The sequence below is a fragment of the Cupriavidus lacunae genome (assembly GCF_003353055.1).
Taxonomy (GTDB): domain Bacteria; phylum Pseudomonadota; class Gammaproteobacteria; order Burkholderiales; family Burkholderiaceae; genus Cupriavidus; species Cupriavidus lacunae.
On record NZ_QKWJ01000109.1, the window covers coordinates 1 to 21830 of the forward strand.

Annotated in this window: 15 protein-coding genes and 2 pseudogenes; 8 read left to right on the forward strand and 9 right to left on the reverse strand. The window is 61.2% G+C overall.

All coding sequences use genetic code 11. The features are described from left to right. Positions 1-414 precede the first annotated feature (414 nt). Together DN412_RS38340 and DN412_RS38345 are read left to right on the forward strand one after the other, a co-directional pair. On the forward strand, positions 415-2136 hold the full coding sequence (locus DN412_RS38340; protein WP_115216313.1) for a tannase/feruloyl esterase family alpha/beta hydrolase: 1722 nt from the start codon (positions 415-417) through the stop codon (positions 2134-2136). A gap of 197 nt (positions 2137-2333) precedes the next feature. Further along, positions 2334-3318: pseudogene (locus tag DN412_RS38345) on the forward strand (IS5 family transposase). Positions 3319-4038: 720 nt separating this feature from the next. Here the strand turns inward: DN412_RS38345 and DN412_RS38350 are convergent. The 4 genes from DN412_RS38350 to DN412_RS38365 all read right to left on the reverse strand — a co-directional run bounded on the left by DN412_RS38350 (position 4039) and on the right by DN412_RS38365 (position 8616). Continuing rightward, on the reverse strand, positions 4039-5040 hold the full coding sequence (locus DN412_RS38350) for an NADP-dependent oxidoreductase (RefSeq protein WP_115216314.1): 1002 nt from the start codon (positions 5038-5040) through the stop codon (positions 4039-4041). 166 nt (positions 5041-5206) lie between these two features. Further along, positions 5207-6070 carry an alpha/beta fold hydrolase gene (locus tag DN412_RS38355; protein ID WP_115216315.1) on the reverse strand — a complete coding sequence of 288 codons (864 nt, stop codon included), beginning with the start codon at positions 6068-6070 and terminating at the stop codon, positions 5207-5209. A 104-nt stretch (positions 6071-6174) separates the two neighbouring features. Further along, a complete protein-coding gene (locus tag DN412_RS38360; RefSeq protein ID WP_115216316.1) occupies positions 6175-6963 on the reverse strand; it encodes an SDR family NAD(P)-dependent oxidoreductase in 789 nt (262 codons plus the stop codon). 558 nt (positions 6964-7521) lie between these two features. Next, positions 7522-8616, reverse strand: a complete 1095-nt coding sequence (locus tag DN412_RS38365) for an alkene reductase (RefSeq protein WP_115216317.1) — start codon at positions 8614-8616, stop codon at positions 7522-7524. Positions 8617-8768: 152 nt separating this feature from the next. Between DN412_RS38365 and DN412_RS38370 the strand changes: the two genes are divergently transcribed. Beyond that, the gene (locus DN412_RS38370; protein ID WP_115216318.1) at positions 8769-9395 is read left to right on the forward strand and encodes a TetR/AcrR family transcriptional regulator; all 627 of its coding nucleotides are present in this window, start codon (positions 8769-8771) and stop codon (positions 9393-9395) included. Between the two features lie 917 nt (positions 9396-10312). On the opposite strand, the gene DN412_RS38375 is transcribed toward DN412_RS38370, so the two are convergent. From DN412_RS38375 to DN412_RS38390, 4 genes are all read right to left on the reverse strand, one after another. Beyond that, positions 10313-10741, reverse strand: a complete 429-nt coding sequence (locus tag DN412_RS38375) for a hypothetical protein (protein ID WP_115216319.1) — start codon at positions 10739-10741, stop codon at positions 10313-10315. 100 nt (positions 10742-10841) lie between these two features. Continuing rightward, the gene (gene cynS, locus DN412_RS38380) at positions 10842-11312 is read right to left on the reverse strand and encodes a cyanase (protein WP_115216320.1); all 471 of its coding nucleotides are present in this window, start codon (positions 11310-11312) and stop codon (positions 10842-10844) included. A 29-nt stretch (positions 11313-11341) separates the two neighbouring features. Further along, complete coding sequence (locus tag DN412_RS38385) at positions 11342-12001, reverse strand: carbonic anhydrase (RefSeq protein WP_115216326.1); 660 nt, start codon at positions 11999-12001, stop codon at positions 11342-11344. A gap of 212 nt (positions 12002-12213) precedes the next feature. Beyond that, the gene (locus DN412_RS38390; protein WP_115216321.1) at positions 12214-13074 is read right to left on the reverse strand and encodes an isochorismatase family protein; all 861 of its coding nucleotides are present in this window, start codon (positions 13072-13074) and stop codon (positions 12214-12216) included. A 531-nt stretch (positions 13075-13605) separates the two neighbouring features. Between DN412_RS38390 and DN412_RS38395 the strand changes: the two genes are divergently transcribed. From DN412_RS38395 to DN412_RS38405, 3 genes are all read left to right on the forward strand, one after another. Then, entirely contained in the window at positions 13606-14436 is an 831-nt protein-coding gene (locus DN412_RS38395; RefSeq protein ID WP_115216322.1) for an alpha/beta fold hydrolase, read from the forward strand. A gap of 137 nt (positions 14437-14573) precedes the next feature. Then, entirely contained in the window at positions 14574-16004 is a 1431-nt protein-coding gene (locus tag DN412_RS38400; protein WP_115216323.1) for a catalase, read from the forward strand. Positions 16005-16362: 358 nt separating this feature from the next. Further along, positions 16363-16788, forward strand: a complete 426-nt coding sequence (locus DN412_RS38405; RefSeq protein ID WP_115216324.1) for a hypothetical protein — start codon at positions 16363-16365, stop codon at positions 16786-16788. Between the two features lie 298 nt (positions 16789-17086). Here DN412_RS38405 and DN412_RS45765 read toward each other — a convergent pair whose 3' ends face one another. After that, positions 17087-18901, reverse strand: coding sequence for a LysR substrate-binding domain-containing protein (locus DN412_RS45765; RefSeq protein WP_341868102.1), 1815 nt, complete (start codon positions 18899-18901; stop codon positions 17087-17089). A 235-nt stretch (positions 18902-19136) separates the two neighbouring features. Between DN412_RS45765 and DN412_RS38420 the strand changes: the two genes are divergently transcribed. Both DN412_RS38420 and DN412_RS38425 read left to right on the forward strand, forming a co-directional pair. Continuing rightward, complete coding sequence (locus DN412_RS38420; RefSeq protein ID WP_115216325.1) at positions 19137-20684, forward strand: winged helix-turn-helix domain-containing protein; 1548 nt, start codon at positions 19137-19139, stop codon at positions 20682-20684. An 864-nt stretch (positions 20685-21548) separates the two neighbouring features. Further along, a pseudogene (locus DN412_RS38425) lies at positions 21549-21830 on the forward strand (group II intron reverse transcriptase/maturase); the annotation flags it as partial.

Sequence of the window (21830 nt, forward strand, 5' to 3'; positions counted from 1 at the left end):
GCGAATCGCCTCCAGCGTCTGATGGTCAAATGTACGTCCGTCTCGTTTCATACACGATCCGACCGGCACGGGCATCGCAAAGTTCCCCAATTTGTCGACTTACTTATCGACTGGTGAGTAATTTCGACGCAATGATCCCGAGTGCATCTCACACTCGTGGCGAATGTGCCGCACCTCTCCACACCGATCAACTTCCTTCGGTCTTTCAACTCCTTGAGGCCTCCGATCCAGAGTCCACTGACGCACGCGTACGCACTGTCTCACACATGACAATGTGGCGCCACAGCGCGCGGTAGCGTTGAGCCTGACGCCTATCCAGATGAGCAGCCGAAAAACTGAAGCGTCTTCACGCGAGGCAAGGGTCGGAGATGGATGGCTGACGATTGCTACATACAATCAGAGGAGACAGGACAAATGAAGTACCACGCATTGATACACACGATCCGCAAGGGCATTATTCTTGCAATCGGATCGACCGCAATGCTTGCGGCATGCGGAGGAGACGGTGAGCCGGATTCATCAGCGGCGACCACGACGTCGCCAAGTAGCCCCAGCACGCCAAGCAAGACGGCAGCCGAAATGTGTGCAGGTCTTGAGAACCTCGAAATTCCCGCCTCGGCGATCGGTCTTCCCACGACGGGCGGAACGGTATCCAGCGCTACGTTGGTGGCGTCAACTGAAACCGGCAATATTTCGGGCGAATATTGCAAGGTGCTAGGAAAAGTTCATCCGGTCGATTTTCAAGCGCCCGACATCCGTTTTGAAGTTGATCTTCCCAGCAACTGGAATGAGAAATCTGTCCACTTTGGTGGTGGCGGTCTGGACGGCACCATTCCGACGACTACTGGTTACGCTACTTCCTCGCTGTCCTTCCTGGGAGAACTAAAAACGGTCAAGACCCCGTTGGCTCGGGGATTCGTGACACTGGGGAGTGATAGCGGACACCAAGGAAACGCCTCTGAAGGCACGTTCTTGAAGAACGATGAAGCGCTGGCCAACTACGCAGGTGAACACGTCAAAAAGACTCACGACGTCGCGGCATATCTTGCACGAACCCGCTATGGCAAGTCGTTCGCTCACAGCTACTACGTTGGTGGTTCGGGAGGGGGAAGGCAAGGCTTGGTTGCTGCTCAACGATATCCCGCAGACTACGATGGGGTAATTTCAACTTTCCCGGCCAGCGAGCTTCTAGGGCTCTCATTTGCCATGGGACGGGTCTCGAAAGCCTCGCTCGCGCCCGGAGGATTCATTACATCGGCAAAGGCGAAGGTTCTCACGGCGGCCGTGATGACCCAATGCGATGCCCTTGACGGAGCGACGGATGGCATCATCAGCAATCCGGCGGCATGCAGCTTCGATCCGTCGACATTGCGGTGTGCAGGGGGGGCAGATACTGGCGACACTTGTCTGTCCGACGCACAACTCAATACCGTAAACACCATGGCTACACCATTGGCAACCAAGTTTGATTTTGCTAACGGAATCCGCACCATCGCTGGTTACAATATTCTCTCGGGCACCGATTTTTGGAACTCCTATTATTTTCCCCCCTTGGGACTTTCCCCGGCAGCCGCGGTATCGGATCCAGCCTCGGGCCAGTCATCGTTCTTCTACGCGTTCCCGAACGCGTTTGTGAATTTCGCGATCGCTCGCACCCAGCTCATAGACATCATGTCGTTTGACTTTTCCGACCCCAGCGCCCTGACGGCACGGACGCAAGCGGTCAGCAACATGATGGATGCTACAAGCACCGACTTGACGGCATTCAAACAACGAGGCGGAAAGTTAATTCTTCAGCACGGACAGTCGGATCAGTTCATCCCCGCCCAAATGTCGATCGATTACTACAATCGGCTAGTGACGCGATATGGACAAGCAACCGTAGGCGAATTCGTGAAGTTCTATTTGGTGCCAGGGGGTGCCCACGGTTTTGGCGGCCAATTCGAAGGTGCCTATGACGCCCTGACTGTCCTTGACAATTGGGTTACTAGCGGAAATCCGCCTAACAAACTCGTCATTACAGACTTGAACGGGGCAACTGCGGGCCGTACCCGCCCGCTCTGCGAGTATCCGGCGTGGCCCAAATACATTAGTGGCGACGTGAATTCCGCTGCAAGCTTTACCTGCACGCAATAGCATGGAAACAAGTTGAACTCTCCGCGGCGCGCCGTTTCGGCGCCGCGACTCAAAGGTCGAGACACTCAATCAACTTGTTCGAGGCCTTAAGACCTTCGTCGCCTAGCGCTAGGGAAAGACTGATTTAATCAGCGCGGCAGTCATCGTTGAGTGGGGTGAAAGCGTTGTCATGTGCATACCCACGATATGAGTCGGAGATGAATCGACAGATCAGTTTTGCGGAAGCGGAAAGCCACGGCAAGAAGCGGGTGACGCGCCGCGAGCGCTTCCTGACGGAGATGGAAAGCGTGGTGCCATGGTCGCGTCTGATTGCGGCGGTCGAGCCGTACTACCCCAAGGGCAAACGTGGACGGCCGCCGATCGGTCTGGAGCGGATGCTGCGCATCTATTCCTGCAGCAGTGGTACGGGCTGTCGGACGAGGCGCTGGAAGACGCGCTGTACGACAGCATGGCGATGCGGGCCTTTGCCGGGATTGACTTGGCAGTCGAAGCGGTGCCAGACGCGACCACGCTGCTGAAGTTTCGCCGCCTGCTCGTCGAGCATGAACTGACGCGAAAGCTGTTCGACGAGATCGGCATCATGCTGTGCGAGCGCGGGCTGATGATGAAGGAAGGCACGATTGTGGATGCCACCATCATTGAGGCGCCGCCGTCGACCAAGAACAAGGAGAAGAGCCGCGACCCGGAGATGCACCAGACCAAGAAGGGCAAAAATGGCATTTTGGTATGAAGGCGCACGTCGGCGTGGATGCGGCTTCGGGGCTGGTGCACAGCTTGGTGGGCACAGCGGCCAACGAGTCGGACGTGTCGCAGGCGCATGCATTGCTGCATGGCCACGAGGAGCATGCGTTTGGCGACGCGGGCTACACGGGCGTGGACAAGCGCGAGGAGATGCAAGGCAAGACCGTGAAGTGGCAGGTGGCCGTCAAGCGCGGCAAGATCAAGGCGATGCGTGACGGAGCGGTCAAGGACTTGCTGATCGCCGTCGAGCGGGCCAAGGCCCAGATTCGGGCGCGGGTCGAGCATCCGTTCCACGTCATCAAGAATCTGTTTGGTCATCGCAAGGTTCGCTACAAGGGCCTGTTCAAAAACACGGCGCAGTTGTTCAGCCTGTTTGGTTTGGCGAATCTGGTGTTCGCCAGGAGGCTGTTGTTGTCCTCAGAGGGGAGCAATCCGTCCTGAGCGCGCAAAGCGCGGCCAGGAAAGGTGCGAAACGCGAGAAAGACGGCTTGAATCGGCCCATCTCTCCCGCATTGCGAAAGCTGAAGTCCTTCGCTTGTGCAACATCAAGCGCAAACCTCATTGATCAGCGATTCCCTAGGATTAGCGCTAGGCATTTTTTTAATGGGACGTCTGACCTCAGACGTACGGGAGCTTTGCGCAAGTTTTACGGGTAAGCCGGGAAGAAGCGTTCGCTCCAAAGCACCGGTCCCGCTCCTTTTCATTTCAAACCGGCCCCAACTTGGCCAGCTCTCGAAGCACCGAAATCCTCCGGGCGCGTGGTTTTACCGTCCGATGCAGCCGACCGAGTTCGCCTGTTTGCCGTGAAGATGTGTGCGCTACCATCGGCACTCCCATTATTTCTGGTCGGTCTACCTCGCGAAATCCTTATCGAGGCAGACCCGCTAGGCACCTATTGGCAGGAACGGACAAGGCAAGGGCAACCACGGGAGGAAGTTGCCGGCTGTGCAAGGAGTGAGAGTAGGAATTGCTGTCCCAGTTTTTCCAAGACACAAGCCTTCTACCAGGCCCGCGCAACTGGAGCGGCGCGGCCAGATACTGCCTGTGATGTCGAGAGGGAGCTCTCATGGCGATCTTGAGGGGGCGAAAGCAGGGCTGCGATGGCGGAAGTGTCGAAACGCATAGTGCCAGGCGAAATGTCCAAGCTCGGTCTGCTCGCGTCTATTTCACCTTGACGATGACCTTGCCCTTGGCGCGTCCTAGATCGACGTAAGTCAGAGCATTTGCCGCCGCGTCGAGAGGGAACACGCGATCCACAATGGGGCGGATGGATCCCGACTCGATCAGCGAGGTGATCTCGCGCAGTTGGTTTCCTTCGGCGCGCATGAATACGAACGCGTAGGTGACGCCACGCTGCTTGGCCTTCTTCCTGATGCCGTGGCTCAGCAGGCGCAGCACCAGCTTCAGCGGCCAGGCCAATCCCTGCTCGACCCCAAACTCGGGTGTGGGCGGACCGGAAATGGAGATGAGGTGTCCGCCTGGCTTAAGCACCTGCAGCGACTTTTCCAGCTCGTCGCTTCCGAGGCTGTTCAGCACCACATCGTAGTCGCGCAACTCGGTTGCGAAGTTCTGCTTCTTGTAGTCGATGACGAGATCGGCGCCCAGCGCCTTGACCCACTCGACATTGCCCGTGCTCGTGGTCGTGGCAACGAAGGCACCCAGATGCTTGGCCAACTGGATGGCGATGGTGCCCACGCCGCCAGAGCCCGCCTGGATCAGCACCTTCTGCCCCTGCTTCAGCTTGGCAACTTCGACCAGCACTTGCCAGGCGGTCAACGCGACCATGGGGATGGAAGCGGCTTCCTCCATGGACAGGTTCGCAGGCTTGAGTGCCAGCGCTGCCTCCTTGACCGCGATGAATTCGGCAAAGGTGCCGATGCGGTCCTGATCGGGACGGGCGTAAACCTCGTCGCCCGGCTTGAAACGGCTCACACGGGGGCCGACCCGCACGACCGTGCCGGCCACGTCGTTGCCAAGGATTAGGGGCAATCGATAGGGAAGGACCAGCTTGAATTCGCCGCTCCTGATCTTCGAGTCCAGTGCATTGACACCCGCCGCGTGGATCTGGATCAAGACGTCATCGTCACGCAGTTCGGGCTCAGGCATTTCGGCGATCCGGCCGCTCTCTTGCTTGCCGTAACGATTGATGATGAAGGCTTTCATGGGTTTAGGTTCTTTCTTCTGAGCGCTAGAGTGTTGGCGGAATTGCGATTGCGCTCATTCCTCCCGGACCCGCGCTCTGAATCAGGGTTCGAGTTTCGCGATGGACATGGCAGGACTCTCCTGGACGTGGTCCGGTCTGTTGTAGGGAAATGGTAGTGCCATTGCGTCATTCAGTGAGGAATGCCAAGGCCTTCGACACAAAGTCGGTGTGGTACTGGAAAATGCCGCCATGCCCGGCGTCCTCGTAGATGATCAACTGCGCATCTGGAATCCGGCGGGCCATATCGTGGCTGAGTGCGGTGGGCACCATGATGTCGTTGTCACCGTTGGCGATCAGGACCGGCGCACGGACGCGGCTCAGGTCCTGGGGGGCCCGCCGGCCCCATGCCTTGATCGCCCGGAGCTGGCGCAGGAAGGCGCTGGGCGTGGGGCCTTTGACGCGATTGGACTTGCGTTCTTTCAGCCGCTTCAGGAAGGCGCCCGCGGCGCGTCGGCCATTGGCCGTCGAGGTGAAAAACAGGTAGTACTTGGGATCGCGTAGCGTGAGCAGTCCCTTGAGTATCAACGGCCAGGAGACTACTCCCACCTGATCGATACCCCAGCCTCCGGCCGGCCCCGTGCCGGTGAGGATGAGCTTGCGCACCAGGGCGGGAGCTTTCCTCACTACGTCCTGTGCCACGAAGCCGCCTAGCGAGAAGCCGAGCAGGTCGACTTGTGCAAAGCCCAGCGCGCGGATCACGGCGATGATGTCAAGCGCCATCTCCTCGACCGTCACGGGTGCTGTACCGCCAGACGCGCCGATTCCCCGGTAGTCGATGGCGACGACGCGATGCCGGCCGGAAAGGCCATCGATGATCCTCGGGTCGAAGTTGTCCAGGACCGCACCCCAATGGTTGAGCAGGATCAGAGGTACTCCGCCGCCTGGGCCAATTTCGCGATAGGCGAAGGCAGTTCCGGCGACGTCGATGGAGCGGTTCGGCGCATGGACGTAAGACGCGCCCGATTCGGTACGCACTTCGGAACGGGTCATTGTTGACTCCCTGGGTCCTGTTCGGCGCGGGGACGAGTGTCGATGTCGCAGGGCATGACGGCAAGATAGTCACGATGCTCAAGTTCCCGCAGAAGCTTCCGGGCTCAGGAAGTCGCCCGATAGCGCTCGGCGGCGAGCGCCTGCCGAATGTCTGAGAGCAGCCCCTGGCGTGCGCCATCCAGCGCGTCCCAGCGCGCAGCTTCGTGCAGCGGCGGGATGGTGACCAACTCGCGCCGGTCGAATCCAACCAGCGCTGCGTCGACCAGCTCGCCGACTTCCATCACCTCGGGCAGCGTATTGAGGTCAATGCCGGCGCGCGCCCAGATCTCGGTGCGTGTAGCCGCAGGCAGCACCGCCTGCACGTAGACGCCCCTGGGCGAGAGCTCCAGACTCAGGCCCTGCGACAGGAACAGCACGAAAGCCTTGGTCGCACCGTAGACCGACATGCCGAACTCCGGCGCCAGGCCAACGACCGAGCCGATGTTGACGATCGCGCCTTCGCCGGCTTGCGCCAGGCGCGGGGCGATCGCTGCGGCCAGCCGCGTCAGGGCGGTGGTGTTGAGCGTGATCAGGCGTTCGATGCTCTCGGCGGTCTGCTCGACGAAGCCGCCCGATTGGGCGATGCCGGCATTGTTGATGAGGATGCCGATGCTGGTATCTGCGCGCAAACGCGACTCGACGGTGGCCAGATCGGCCGCCTGAGTCAGATCGGCCTGGAGTACGTCGACGGCGACGCTGGTTTCCTTGCGCAGATGCGCGGCGAGCGCGTCCAGCCGCGACTGGTCGCGCGCGACCAGCACCAGGTCGTGGCCACGCCGCGCGAAGCGCTCGGCGTAGGTGGCGCCGATGCCGCTGGAAGCGCCGGTGATAAGGACGGTGGTGTTGCTGGTCATGTGTGTTTTCTCTGGAGCATTTCAAGGCCCTTCCGGCCCCGGCGTGGGCGGAGAAACGATGACTTGTGGTTATTAAGCGGGTCATCGTTATGCCCATGTTGTCGGGTTTCAGCCAGGCACGCGCCTTGTTTCTCAAGAGCATTTCAAGGCCTTTACTGGCCCCGGCGTGGGCGGAGAAACGATGACTTGTGGTTATTAAGCGGGTCATCGTTATGCCCATGTTGCCGGGTTTCAGCCAGGCACGCGCCTTGTTTCTCAAGAGCATTTCAAGGCCCTTCCGGCCCCGGCGTGGGCGGAGAAACGATGACTTGTGGTTATTAAGCGGGTCATCGTTATGCCCATGTTGCCGGGTTTCAGCCAGGCACGCGCCTTGTTTCTCAAGAGCATTTCAAGGCCCTTCCGGCCCCGGCGTGGGCGGAGAAACGATGACTTGTGGTTATTAAGCGGGTCATCGTTATGCCCATGTTGCCGGGTTTCAGCCAGGCACGCGCCTTGTTTCTCATGAGTAGGGGGATTTCCGGGCCGCAATGGCACGGGATGAGGTCTATGTTGTGATACTTACTCGGCGCTGGCGTCGGCCAGCGTGGGGTAGTCGGTGTAGCCCTCGGCGCCCCCGCCGTAGAGCGTGGCCGGGTTCAGCGCCGCGAGTGGCGCGCCGCTCTTCAGGCGCTCGACGAGATCTGGATTGCTGATGAACGGGCGGCCGAAGGCAAACAAGTCCGCTTTGCCCTCGGCGAGCCGGGCGCTCGCCAGTGCCAGGTCATAACCGTTGTTGGCCAGGTAGGTTTGCTTGAAGCGGCTGCGCAGCGCGTCGTAGTCGAAGGGGGCCACGTCGCGCGGGCCGCCGGTGGCGCCCTCGACGACATGCAGGTAGACGATGCCTAGTGCACTGAGCTGCTCGGCGATGTAGTCGTACTGCGGCTGCGGGTCGCTGCAGGAGATAGCGTTAGCCGGCGAAACCGGCGAGATGCGTACGCCGGTGCGTTCGGCACCGATTTCCTTTGCCACGGCGGCGACGACTTCCAGCAGCAAGCGCGCACGGTTCTCGACGGAGCCACCGTAGGTGTCGGTGCGCCGGTTGGCACCGTCCTTGATGAATTGCTCCAGCAGGTAGCCGTTGGCACCGTGGATCTCCACGCCGTCGAAGCCAGCAGCGATCGCGTTGGCCGCGGCCTGGCGGAAGTCGCTCACGATTCCCGGCAATTCATTGAGTGCCAGCGCACGCGGTTCGGACACGTCCGCAAAGTCGTTGTTGACGAACGTCTTGGTCACGGCGCGGATGGCCGAGGGCGCGACCGGGGCGACTCCCCCTGGCTGCAGGGCCACATGCGAGACACGGCCGACGTGCCACAACTGCACAAAGATCCGCCCACCCTTGGCGTGTACGGCGTCGGTGACCTTGCGCCAGCCGTCGATCTGCTCTTGCGTGTACAGGCCGGGAGTGTCCTGGTAGCCCTGGGCCTGTGCAGAAACCTGCGTGGCTTCGGTGATCAGCAGGCCCGCAGACGCGCGCTGGGCGTAGTAAGTGGCGGCCAGGTCGCTGGGTACCAGGCCAGCGCCGGCGCGGTTGCGGGTCAGCGGCGCCATGACGACGCGGTTTGCCAGCGTCAGGGAGCCGAGGGAATAGGGTTCCAGAAGTGTCTTATCGGGCATGTTGCGCCTGTTGCGTGGACGTGTGAGATCGGAAGAGTGGGATGCGTACCCATAATGATGATGAACGTAATCATTGGTGTCAAGAGTTTTGATTATGATCGACATCAATGTATAGTGAGCACCTGCAGACATGAACGAAGAGTCTTCCCGGTATGAAAATCACCAAGGCGCAAGCGCACGCGAATCGCGCACACATCGTCGAAACGGCGTCGACGCTCTTTCGTGAGCGTGGCTACGACGGGATTGGCGTTGCGGATCTGATGGCGGCAGCCGGCTTCACCCACGGCGGGTTCTACAAGCATTTCGGGTCCAAGGCCGATCTGATGGCCGAGGCTGCTGCTTGCGGCTTTGCCCAGACTGCGGAGAAAGCCGAGGGCGCCGACGCTGTCGCGTTTGTGCAGCAATACCTGTCGCGGGAGCACCGCGACAACCCCGGGGATGGATGCACGATGGCGGCGCTTTGCGGTGATGCGGCGCGTCAGCCGGAGCCGATGAGGGCGGCTTTTGCGGCCGGGCTGGAAAGCTTGTTAGCGACTCTGAGCCGCGATGATGGCGCGCTAGACGCTCACGTGCGGCGCGAGACGCGTGCCAGGCGGATTGACACGATTGCGCATGCAATAGGGGCGATCATGTTATCGCGGGCGTGTCCCGACGATTCACCGCTCGCTGATGAAATACTGGAGGTCTGCCGCCTGGCGATCCTGTCGCAGTTATCGCCGCCGGTTGATGCAGAGCCGGACGTGCCAATTAAAGATTGCTCGCTTTTCGCGGCTCGATAGTCGTTGCAGTGGAGAGGCGACATCCGGATGCCAGACCGACGACGTTTGCGATAGTCGACTTCTCGTCTGCCGCCTTATGCGGCCGGCCGTACCCGACCCGAAGCGGTCCCTTGATCCTGTCCGACCTCAATGGCGGGTTCCGTGGGCTCAGCGGACATCCTGAGAAGCCGCCGCATCGCGTGAAGCTCTGCTGAGAGGTGCATCAAATGGTGCCCAATTTTTCAGGTGGGGTGGTGCCTGCCACCTCGCAATGGTCCGACCTTAACGCTCACTTTGAGCCATTCTCGCTAAGCTTCCTAAGAAGCAAGGCGTACTTTTTGCCTCGCCCGGGATAGTCACGCGAAAGCGCCTCAATGGATCGCACGCGGTCTGCTACTGATGCCTTAGGATTCTCGATGTCCCTGACGTATGACCTGATCTCTGCATCAGCAACCATTGCGGTTTGCTTCGGATCTTTGGTAAGTTGGGCGCAGCGGCGGATCGAGAGTACCGCAGACCAATAATCACGAGCGGTCATCAATCGCTGAAACTCCTTAGCTATCAATCCGTTGCCGCCTTCCGACGCGCCTTTAAGGAACACATGGGTGTGACGCCGGCGGCGTGGCGCCACGATGGACACTAACGGCTGATGCAAGCAGTCGCAACTCGAATATGCTGAATCGGATATACGGTGTGCACACATCGGTGTTTGACTTGCTGATGTGCTTCAGAAGCCTGTCAGTTGGCAGGCCCTGCACGGCTCAGCGACGTTGGTTCACAAGGAACGCCGCGGCCTTGTTATTCCATCGCACATAATTTGTTAATGCCGTGGAATAAAAACGTCCGGCCTGAACACACCGGACGTTGTCTATATACCTTGGAGCTAGGTACGAAGGCATCATGCATCAGCAGAGGAGCACTTCGTATCGAGCCCGTCCTTACGCCATCGCGCCTTCCGTGTACACGTCGCGGGGGGCGATGCGAGCGCCATCCGTGTAGACGTCCCGGGGGCCGATGCCAGCGCCGTCGTAGTACGGACTGCGCGGACCGTTGGCATCGTAACGTGCACCGTCAAGATACGGATCGGCCGAGCGGGCCGGAGGTGCCGACACACCCACATGGTCCAGACCCGCGACCATGCGGGCGCCGTCCGTGTAGACATCGCGGCGGTCATTGCGAGCACCGTCCACGAACGGATTGCGCTGCCCATTGACGTTGTAGCGAGCGCCATCCAGATACGGATGAGCCGAGCGCGATACCTTGGCGTCTTCGGTGTAGCCATCGCGGTTGCTGATGCGCGCCTCGGCTGCGCCTGCAACGAAGATGGAAGCGAGCGCGATCGCGGAAACAATGGTCTTTACGTTCATGATGAATTCATTAACTCTGGTTAGGGGGCCAGCCGTAGCGTCAATGCCGTCCTGATGCAAACCAGTAGGTCACTCTCTACCCAAGATTAGAAGCACGAGCCTAGAACGGTTTGGTCGGCAGATACTTGCCGTCAAGGGTAATCACTGCACGGTGACCACCCTCTGGATCCGCTACCTTCTGGATGTCCAGCTTGAAGTTGATCGCGCTGATGATGCCGTCGCCGAATTTCTCGTGGACTAGGGCCTTGAGCGTGGACCCATAGATCTGGACAATTTCGTAGAAGCGGTAGATGGTGGGGTCAGTTGGAACTCCGCCGGGAATGCTGCCGCGCACGGGGATTGTCTGGAGCTGTAGCACGGCATCTTCACCGAGCTCGAGCTTGTCGGCGACCTTCTTCGCTGCCTCTGCAGGAAGCGGGTGCTGTCCGAGCAGCGCTGCTGTCACAAAGCCTAGCGACAGCCCGGTACCCTCGTTGATCTGCTCGAAGGTCAGATTCTTGCGAATCTTCGCGTCGATGATGACGTCAGTGAGTGTCTGGCGATTTGCCTGGCTATGGTGCGATTGGGGCATTTCAATCTCCTTTGGGAGTGGGGATTGACTCAGGCAGTTACGCTGAGCCGCGGCGGGTTCGCGGAGACACGGGGGTTCTCTGCAAGGGATACGAAGCGATTAGTGATGCCATCCAGTGCATCGATGGAGCCAGACTTGATGTCATATACCCATCCGTGCAGGCTCAGCCGGCCTTGTTCGACGGCGAGTGCTACCGACGGGTGTGTCCTGATGTTGGCGAGTTGCGCTATGACGTTCTCGCGGACCATGGAATCGACGCGTGCGTGGTCGGATGTGTGCTGGCGCGCTTCATTCACCGCTTTCGCGGCATCGGCATGACGCAACCAATCCGCCACCGCAGGCATATGGTCCAGGCATTTGCATGTGGCGACGGCAGTCATCGCACCACAGTCGGAGTGACCGCAGATGACGACATCGGCGACGCTAAGGCCGGCGACCGCGTACTCGACACTAGCCGAGATGCCTCCGGGTTGGACTCCGTAGGACGGGACGATGTTTCCGGCATTGCGGATGACGAACAGTTCGCCCGGTTCTTGTTGTGTCAGCAGTTCCGGTATGACGCGACTGTCCGAGCAGGCAATAAACAGGGTGCGAGGGTTCTGGGTGGTGGCCAGATGCTTGAATAGCTTTGTGCGCTTGGGAAACTCCTCGCGCTGAAACTTCAAAAAGCCTTCGACAAGATTTTGCATGGGGGACGCTTCTGTCATTGGGTGCAAAGTCGATGTGCTGCGGCCGCAGTCACAGCTCGCTGTGATTTGATCGGCTTGTCTGTGTGGTGAAGCAGTTCTTCATCCTTGCGCAGCCGCAGTCCTCGCATTCCCAGAAGCCCACTGGAAGGGCCCGTGGATTGGTGCGGTTACCTCAGCCAAATGCTCGCCCCGCAGAGCGAGGCAATCACTGGTCACCGCGCAGTGAGCTTCGCGAGCCGGGCGACAACCTCATCGGTCGTCCATAGCGCGTTGGCGATGTAGCGGAAGTTGATGAGCGCGCTGAGATTTCCATCGCCCTCAGGCAGCTTCGGGGCCGCGACCGCATCACGCACGACGGCCACCTCGAAGCCTTGCTCCTCAAACTCGCGCAAGTGGGACTCCACGCACAGGTTGGCCAGCATCCCGGCGAGGACGATCTTGGTGATGCCCTGCTTGCGAAGCTGGAACGTGAGATCGTTGGTCTGGGGGCTGTAGAGCTTGTGGGGCGAAGCGACAATGGTCTTGCCGTCCTCGATGTAGGGCTTGAACTCGGGCATGAAATCCGCGCCCGAACCGCGGAACCCATCCAGACTCAGTGCACTGGGCCTGTCGAAGATCTTGAGCTTGTGCTGGAAGAGCTCAACGGGCCCCTGGAACTTCCAATGCTGGTCGTGCGGGTAGTAGTAGTGAGGCGAGATCGCGACGACGATGCCCGCCTTCTTCGAGGACTCGAACAGGCGCAGCAGGTTCGGCACCAGCCGTTGTTGGGTGACGGCTTCACCTACGGCGGACCAAGCGGCGCCCTTGGGGCTCATGAAGTCAATCTGGGGATCGATCACGACCAGGGCGGTGTGTTCCGGATCGAGTGTCATCGTGGGAACGGGCATGGCGCGCTCGGTCGGATCGTTGTACTGCGCCGGTTGGACCGGATGTGGATGTGCCGTGGCGGTTGCGATGCTTGCAACGGCCATTGCAAGCGCGGCCGTCAACCGAAGCGTCGCGCGAGCACCGCATTGGTGGCCATGGTTCTTGAAAGGTTCCGACGACTGGTTTTGGTTGATGCGTTGGGTCATGTTGGTTCCTGGGACTGGGGTGGACGACGAACACGCCGCGAGGCTCTCGAGACTTTGCATCGATGCTGACGTGATGCGCTGAAATCTAGAAGCCAATGCCTGCCTGCACTAGGGGCTGTGTGCGGATATGTCTGTTGATCGCGAGGTACCAATCGCGCTCAGCGAGAGTCCGTCAAGAATGAGCCGGCGCATTTGAAGATCATGTCGCGCGGATGGCTGTGCTCGGTGAATGACGCAGCGGCGCGCGTCTGGATGCATTGCCGCGACATTGGTGAAGTTCCTGCAACATCGAATTGCCGATGATGCTTATCGCACTGCGAGGAAACCATGACTAGACTGATCGCGTCTCCACTCAGGTCTATACCCATGAAGATTGATCCCGCGCCAATACAGCCTGGCTCCGCTGGAGTCACGCGCCGTCAGTTGTTGGTCATCGTGGCAGGGACTGCAGCAGCAGCGGCTTTGCCATTCGCAGCGTCCGCTGCTCCTACTGCGCCGAATGGCGCTGAAACTCCGGAAGGAAATCCACCCATGAGCTATATCACTACCAAAGACGGTGTCCAGATCTTCTACAAGGATTGGGGCCCCGCCAACGCGACTCCCATCGTTTTCTCCCACGGATGGCCGCTGAGCTCTGACGATTGGGACGCGCAGATGATGTTCTTCCTGTCCAAGGGCTATCGTGTCGTCGCGCACGATCGGCGCGGGCATGGTCGCTCGGCACAAGTCTGGAGCGGCCACGACATGGATCACTACGCCGACGACCTCGCCGCGGTCGTGAGCCATCTCGACCTCAAGGGCGCGATCCACGTCGGCCACTCCACGGGCGGCGGCGAGGTCGTGCGCTATCTGGCTCGCCACGGCGAGAAGCGGCCCGCGAAGGCCTGCCTCATTAACGCCGTGCCGCCGCTGATGGTCAAGACCGCGTCGAATCCCAGCGGCCTGCCGAAGGACGTGTTCGACAGCCTGCAACTGCAGACGGCCACGAACCGGGCGCAGTTCTACCGCGACATTCCCGCCGGGCCGTTCTACGGCTTCAACCGGCCGGGTGTGAAGCCGCAGGAAGGCATCATCCATAACTGGTGGCGCCAGGGGATGATGGGCAGCGCCAAGGCGCACTACGACAGCGTCGTCGCGTTCTCGCAGACCGACTTCACCGACGACCTGAAGAAGATCGGACTGCCGGTGCTGGTGATGCACGGCGACGACGACCAGATCGTCCCCTACGCCGATTCCGCCCCACTGTCGGCCAAGCTACTGAAGTACGGCACGCTGAAGACCTACAAGGGCTTCCCGCACGGCATGCCGACAACGCATGCGGACGTCATCAACGCGGACCTGCTGGCTTATATCAAGGCCTGATTGGGTCCGAATCAGTCGGCACCGTCGATAGCCGGTCCACCCTTGAGGTGGCGGCCATCGACGCGACTCCCACTCTCGACGTCCAGTCCTCCCTCCTGAAGACGCTCCGCTGAACCCCTCTTCTTGCCCACATTGCCATGACCAAACTCACTCATGCCAACGGCGCCCCCGTTGTTGACAACTTCAACATCGAGACCGCCGGTGCGCGCGGCCCCGCGCTGTTGCAGGATATCTGGCTGCTTGAGAAGCTCGCCCACTTCGACCGCGAGGTGATCCCCGAGCGGCGCATGCACGCCAAGGGCTCCGGCGCTTTCGGCCACTTCACGGTAACGAACGACATCACGGCGTACTCGAAGGCCAGGATCTTTTCCGGCATCGGCATGAAGACGGACGTCTTCGTGCGCTTCTCCACAGTGGCCGGCGAGCGCGGCGCGGCGGATGCCGAGCGAGACATCCGCGGCTTCGCGGTGAAGTTTTATACCGAGGAAGGCAATTGGGACCTGGTGGGCAACAACACGCCCGTGTTCTTCCTGCGCGACCCGCTGCGATTTCCCGACCTGAACCACGCAGTCAAGCGCGACCCGCGCAGCAACCTGCGCAGCGCCCAGAACAACTGGGACTTCTGGACGCTGCTACCCGAGGCGTTGCACCAGGTGACCATCGTGATGAGCGATCGCGGCCTGCCCGATGGCTATCGCCACATGCACGGTTTCGGCAGCCACACTTTCAGCCTCATCAATGAGGACAATGAGCGGCACTGGGTCAAATTTCACCTGCGCAGCCGGCAAGGCATCCGTAACCTCACCGACGCACAGGCCGCCGCGATCGTCGCCGACGACCGCGAAAGCGCGCAGCGCGACCTGCTCGAGGCCATCGACGACGGCGACTTCCCGCGCTGGACGTTGTGCATCCAGGTGATGGCCGAGCAGCAGGCGCAGGTCTGCCCGTTCAATCCCTTCGACCTCACCAAGGTCTGGCCGCACGGCGACTATCCGCTCATCGAGGTGGGTGTGCTGGAGCTCAACCGCAACCCCGACAACTACTTTGCCGATGTGGAGCAGGCGGCGTTCTCGCCCGCCAACATCGTACCGGGCATTGGCTTCTCGCCGGACAAGATGCTGCAGGCGCGGCTCTTCAGCTACGGCGATGCGGTCCGCTACCGGCTGGGCGTAAACGCGCATCAGATCCCGGTGAACGCCCCGCGCTGCCCGGTGCACAGCTATCACCGCGACGGTGCGATGCGCGTGGACGGCAACCAGGGCGGGCTGCCCGGCATCGTGCCCAACAGCCGCGGCGAGTGGGCCGACAGCCCGCGGCTGGCGGAGCCGCCGCTGGCGCTCTCGGGCGCAGCCGCGCATTGGGACCATCGCGCGGACGAGGACTACTACTCGCAGCCGGGAGCGCTGTTCCGACTGATGTCGCCCGAGCAGAAACTGCAGCTCTTCGACAACACGGCGCGCTCGCTCGGCGGCGCGAGCGAGGACGTGCAGCAGCGGCATATCCGAAATTGCACGATGGCCGATCCCGCCTATGGCGCAGGGGTTGCCGAGGCGCTGAAGAACCGCTAGTCAGACACCGGGCACGTTGGTGTAGCAAGTTGCCCAAGGCGCCCATGAGAGGCGAGGCAGAGTGCGTACGCTTATGCGCATCAATGAAGAGATTCACTTGAAAAACGATGATCACAATGCGTTGGACTGTCCTCCCGTGGCGCGGTGCACACCGCATTCGCCCTCGTGGCCGATGTCTGCGGCTATGCAATGCTCCTGCGCTTCGGCCAACATACCAAGGTCTTACTGCAATCTTCTAACTGACAGATTGTCACGTGCCGAACGTTACCTTGCTCCGCGCCACTGTCGCAGTGGCCGAACTCCAATACGTCTAAAGCGCTCGCCGTCCGTTGGACGCACCCGGCGCAAGGAGGCTTTCATGAGTGCCCCGTCCGTTGTCCGCTGCATCGTTTCCGCTCCCAGCGACGAATGCTTGTCCGACGTCGCTGCGCTTTGCCGTTCGCTATGGACGAGCCTGCTCAATCCGTACTCACATGTCCACGACGAGCTGGTCTGCCGTGCGGGTGGCGGCGAGACTGTCGGCAAGCTCGCCGACAGTCACCTGGACATCCTCCCTGTAGGCTCGGGGGCGTCGCACGGGCAGACGCTGGAGCTCGTTGCTACGCCAGAGCCCGGCCGTCACGTCGCGTCGAGCCTGCTGGAAACCATCCTGTCGGCCGTACTTATGCCTCATGTCAAGGCCCTTGTGTCCTTCGATGTCTACTGGACCACTATCCAGGGGCCTACCCCCGATCCCTCTGAAACAGGCCCGGGCCACTATCGGGCATTCATGGAATTCGACTAACTAGATTCTCCGTTTCGGGAATATATCGAGCGTTACCTGTCGCCAGAGCATCGTGACAATCGCGAAAGCGGGTGCCCGCTTGCCACACTCATGACGCATGTGGCGTTACTGGGTGACGAATCCCGGGAAGCTTCGAGCAAGGCGCAGCCAGGCTGACTTCGCGCACATACTGGAGCAGGCGGGGCAGGCGGGGCAGGCGGAAGCAGGTGCACGAGGGCAACGGGCTGTCGCTGGCCTTCGTCGTGGCGCAGCCGCTCATTGAAGCTCTCTATGCGCGTCGTCAATCGTCTTACCAAGTCTATTGACCCCGTAGGGGCACCAATGGCGCCGAGGCGACCTGTCGGTCCTCAGGCGTTGGTGAGAAAGCACCCGCGCATTGAAGGTCCAGCGCCCGGATCGCTGCCGTCATGTGGTCGACGAACACGCGGATACGCGACGGCAGATGCTGACGGCTCAGGTAGCAGATGTAGTGGCCCTGGTCATCGGGTGCGTACTGTGGCATGGAGTGAACCAGTTTCCCCTCGCGCAGCAGATCGCAGATCAGGTACCCGCCCAACTGAGCGATGCCTTTGCCTTGGAGGACGGCCTCCAGCACTAGCCCGTCATCGTTGAACATGATGCGCGATGGCGGAGTCAGCTTGCGCGATCCCCCCTCCACCTTGAACTCCCATTCGTAGACGCGGCCCGACGGCAGACGGACGTTGATGCAGTCGTGCTGCATCAACGCGTCCGGCGACTCGGGCATACCGCGCCTTACCGCATACTCGGGCGAGGCGCACACCAAAGTCTGCATCGGGACGATCCGTTTCGCGACGATCCGGGAGTCGGCCAGGCGTCCGTTGAGAAACGAGACGTCGATGCGGTCCGACGTGAAGTCGCTCGCGACGCAGCCCAGGTGCAGCTCGATCTCGATGTCGGGGTACTTCTCCTGGAAGGCCCACAGCAGCGGCGCAACCACCTTGCGGCCGAAGCCCACGGAAGCGGAGACCCGCAGGCGTCCTCGCGGCGGACCGTCGCGCAGATCGCGCAGGTCCTCCATCGCCTCTGTGATGAGAGCTACGCTGGGCTGGCAGCGGGAATGGAGGATCTCGCCTTCGCGCGTGAGCGAAATGCTGCGCGTCGTCCGACTCAACAGACGCAAGCCGACCTGCGCCTCCAGCTTCTGGATGCAGCGGCTGACCGCGGAACGAGTGATCCCGAGCCGGTCAGCGGCCCTGGAAAAGCCGCCTTCGGCCACGACGGTGATGAAGGCGACGACTCCGGGATAGCTCGTCGCGAAACTCGATGCAAGCGCCTCCGAGTTGTCCGCACCGGCAGTCGCCAAAAGAGGGGACTGCATGGCGAAGCAGGACTGAGCCTGGTAGCGACCGAGCCAGTCCTCGAACCGGATCGCGCCGATGCGGGGGTTCTCCCCGGGTGTGAGCGTCTGATCGGAGAGGAGGCCACCGAAGTAGCGCGCGTGGACGTCCGGCACGACCTTGCGCTTATCCTGCGTCGCCCGCAGGAAGCGCCTGACCAGTTCGTCCAGCGGCATCGCCTCCGGACCGGCGACTTCGACCGTGCCGTTGACTGGCGGCGCGACTGCAACTTCGGCGAGCGCCGCTGCCACGTCCGCTGACGCGATCGGCTGGATCAGCGCCGGCGACAAGCGGATCTCCTTGCCTAAGGTGGCCAACGGGGCAGCCGACTGGGCAATGTCGCCGACAAACTCGTAGAACTGCGTCGCACGCACGATGGAGTAGGGAATGCCGGACGCCTTGATGAGGCTCTCCTGCGCGACCTTCGCCCGGAAATAGCCGCAGTCGGGAAGCCGTTCGCTACCAACGATCGACAGGGCCACATGGTGGCGTACGCCGGCGGCAGCGCCCGCAGCCAGCAGGTTGCGGCCCGATCTCTCGAGAAACTCGAGGGCCGCCTCGTCTTCCCATACTGGCGCGTTCGCCACATCGACGACGACCTCGGCGCCGTCGAGTGCTTTGGCCAAACCCTCGCGGGTGATGGTGTTGACGCCGGTGTCAGGGGCGGCTGCGAGCACGTCATGGCCGCGCTTGCGTAGGTCCTCCACAAGCTTCGTTCCGATGAGGCCGGTGCACCCGATGACGACAATCTTCATCTTTTCTCTCCGTTTCGCGACCGCAAACCGTTGCCGTCGATGTGCGTGGAGATTGCCCGCGCGCTCCGGGGAGGTCCTCGCCTTCACCTTGAATTTCTCTGCAAGAGAGCTTGGTTCTTCGTCCAAGCGTTGCCCGATCGGGATGAGATGCTCTCACCACGGGTTGCAGTATCATCCATGGACGGAATTCGCCAGTTGCCCCCACCTGGGAGCCGAATCGGCCAGGGGATGTCAAGTGCAGTTCGTGTTTGGAGACTACGTGATCGACCCGGAACGCCGGGAGCTTTCGCATCGCGCGAAAGTCGTACCTGTCGGGCCGCAGGTCTTTGATCTGCTGCTGCATCTCGTCAGGAACCGCGACCGTGTCGTCAGCAAGGACGACCTGCTGCAGGCGGTATGGCGCGGCCGAATCGTCTCGGAATCGACGATCACCAGTCACATCAATGCGGTTCGCAAGGCCATTGGCGACACCGGCGGGGAACAGCGCTTGGTCAGGACTGTCGCCCGCAAGGGTTTCCGCTTCGTCGGCGAGATCGGCGAACACATCTCCAGAGAATCGAGGGAGCCGCCGTCGGCGCTCCTCCTTCCGGGTAAACCCTCCATTACCGTATTGCCCTTCCAGAACTTGAGCGGCGATCCCGAGCAGGAGTATTTCGCCGACGGCGTGGTGGAGGACATCATCGCTGCGTTGTCGCGCATACGCTGGCTGTTCGTCATCGCGAGCGACTCAAGCTTCACCTACAAGGGCCGCGCAGTCGAGGTGAAGGACGTTGGCCGCGAGCTTGGCGTGCGCTACGTGCTGGAAGGCAGCATGCGCAAGACCGGCAACAAGGTGCGCATCACAGGGCAGCTCATCGATGCCAGGACCGGGACACATCTCTGGGCGGAGCGCTTCGCAGGCACGCTGGACGACATCTTCGAACTGCAGGACCAGGTTGCGGAAAGCGTGGTCGGCGCCATCGCGCCGCAGCTCGAGCGGGCGGAAATCGAGCGTGCCAAGCGCAAGCCGACGGAGAACCTGTGCGCCTACGACTATTACCTTCGCGGCACCGCGCAGGTGCACAGCGGAACGCGCGAATCAATCGAGGCGGCGCTGCCCTTGTTCTACAAGGCCACCGAGCTCGATCCGGATTTCGCATCGGCCTATGGCATGGCGGCCTGGTGTTATATCTGGCGCAAGATGAATGGCTGGATGACCGATCAGCCCCGGGAGATTGCCGAGGGCACTCGCCTGGCGCGACTGGCGGTGGAGCTCGGCCGGGACGATGCTGTGGCGCTCACGAGAGGAGCTCATGCACTTGGGCATCTGACCGGCGACCTCGACGGCGGTATCGCGCTGTTCGATAGAGCTTTGCTGCTTAATCCGAACCACGCCCCTGCATGGTCCCTGTGTGGGTGCCTGCACGCTTGTCGCGGTGAAACAGACGCTGCGATTAAGTATTTGGCGCGTGCCGTTCGCTTGAGTCCATTGGATCCGGAAATGTTCAGAATGCAGGCTGGGATGGCGCTGGCACATTTCTTCGCAGGACGCTTCGACGCCGCTTCGGATTGGGCCGAAAGGGCCAAATGCAATCTACCGAGTTTCCTTGCCCCGGTCGGCGTTCTGGCGGCGAGTCATGCGCTCGCTGGACGCATGGACAAAGCGAAGGAGGCGATGCAGCGCCTGCGCACGCTCGATCCGTCACTCCGCGTCTCCAATCTCAAGGACTGGCTTCCGATCCGTCGCCCAGAAGACCTGACCCAGTTTGCGGAGGGGCTGCGGCTGGCCGGATTGCCCGAGTGACTACGGCACGATTGCTCCTCGCCGATGGCGCATACCGGGCCGAGCAGAGCGTGCTCTCGAACGGCCGCATAGATAGCATGGATGAGACCGCGAAGGCCTTCCCTGGCGAGCGGCGTGCCGCCTGGTGCGGCCGGTGCTGCGATCATGCAGACCCATGGATGAGTCGCTTCTCAATCTCACGTCAGTCATTGAGCCGAGCGATGGCGTCGCAATTGGGCAAGGTCGAGTCCGTCCATCGAGGCCACGCAAGAGCGCGGATGCGCGCTGATGCTCGTTACCCATGATCCCGATAGGAACATTGCGATAGGTGGACCTGGCGAGGCTCGAGGCGAATTGCCTCGGTCCTCAACATAGGAAACAGCGCTGGCGGTTGAGTCACTTTGCGCTGGGCCGGAGGGTTACCGCGGGAGCGGTTTAGTGTACGCCCGTGATGGCGTGCCATCTGCAGGGTGAAAGTCCCTGTCGGAGTTGGCCACAGCTCCGTAGCTGAAGGTAACTGCGTCGTCGTGAGGCGGGGTGGGGAGTAACCGGAAGCGAACTGTCGGTCCGTAGGTTAACGAACCTGTTTCGGCGGGGTATGGCGGCGAGCCTGCACTAAAGTGGCGAAGCCTGGAAGTAACACAGCACGCTGTCGTGGCGGACAAAGCGGTGCGGTGGCGTACCACGTGGTTGAGGACGGAACGATGGGATGGTGGCACGAAGCAAGCGGGGAGACCTGCCGGCGAGGTGAACGCTGGCAGGAGTCAGAGTCCCGATAGTACTGCACACGGAAGAGTAGAGCCGTGGAGACCTGCGTCAGAGCAAAAGGCGCACTAGGGAAGCGGGGCAGGAAAGTTGATAGCAAAAGACCGGAAGGAAGCAGAGATGAAGATCGAAGCATCGCCAGTGTCGGAAACGACTAAACGAGATGCAAACGCGCTGGGAAGCTGCGTGCAGCGGAAATTCGCGTCAGCTTCAATCTGGACGGACGCTATGTTGGCTGCTCTACAAAACGGAGTTAAGGGAGGTAAATGGCACAGTCTGATTGACAAGGTGTTTCGCCTGGACACGCTCGCGCTGGGATGGGCTCAGGTCGAGAAGAACGCCGGGGCGGCGGGAGTGGACCGCATGAGCGTGAAGCGATTCGCGCAAGCGCGGGACCGCTAT

Excerpts from the sequence above, each read along its gene's own strand:
- DN412_RS38375 (WP_115216319.1), bottom strand. The coding sequence starts at position 10,741 with ATGAACGTAAAGACCATTGTTTCCGCGATCGCGCTCGCTTCCATCTTC.
- DN412_RS38355 (WP_115216315.1), bottom strand. The coding sequence starts at position 6,070 with ATGACCCGTTCCGAAGTGCGTACCGAATCGGGCGCGTCTTACGTCCAT.
- DN412_RS38400 (WP_115216323.1), top strand. The coding sequence starts at position 14,574 with ATGACCAAACTCACTCATGCCAACGGCGCCCCCGTTGTTGACAACTTC.
- DN412_RS38350 (WP_115216314.1), bottom strand. The coding sequence starts at position 5,040 with ATGAAAGCCTTCATCATCAATCGTTACGGCAAGCAAGAGAGCGGCCGG.
- DN412_RS38385 (WP_115216326.1), bottom strand. The coding sequence starts at position 12,001 with ATGCAAAATCTTGTCGAAGGCTTTTTGAAGTTTCAGCGCGAGGAGTTT.
- cynS (WP_115216320.1), bottom strand. The coding sequence starts at position 11,312 with ATGCCCCAATCGCACCATAGCCAGGCAAATCGCCAGACACTCACTGAC.
- DN412_RS38360 (WP_115216316.1), bottom strand. The coding sequence starts at position 6,963 with ATGACCAGCAACACCACCGTCCTTATCACCGGCGCTTCCAGCGGCATC.
- DN412_RS38365 (WP_115216317.1), bottom strand. The coding sequence starts at position 8,616 with ATGCCCGATAAGACACTTCTGGAACCCTATTCCCTCGGCTCCCTGACG.
- DN412_RS38340 (WP_115216313.1), top strand. The coding sequence starts at position 415 with ATGAAGTACCACGCATTGATACACACGATCCGCAAGGGCATTATTCTT.
- DN412_RS45765 (WP_341868102.1), bottom strand. The coding sequence starts at position 18,901 with ATGAAGATTGTCGTCATCGGGTGCACCGGCCTCATCGGAACGAAGCTT.
- DN412_RS38390 (WP_115216321.1), bottom strand. The coding sequence starts at position 13,074 with ATGACCCAACGCATCAACCAAAACCAGTCGTCGGAACCTTTCAAGAAC.
- DN412_RS38370 (WP_115216318.1), top strand. The coding sequence starts at position 8,769 with ATGAAAATCACCAAGGCGCAAGCGCACGCGAATCGCGCACACATCGTC.
- DN412_RS38405 (WP_115216324.1), top strand. The coding sequence starts at position 16,363 with ATGAGTGCCCCGTCCGTTGTCCGCTGCATCGTTTCCGCTCCCAGCGAC.
- DN412_RS38395 (WP_115216322.1), top strand. The coding sequence starts at position 13,606 with ATGAGCTATATCACTACCAAAGACGGTGTCCAGATCTTCTACAAGGAT.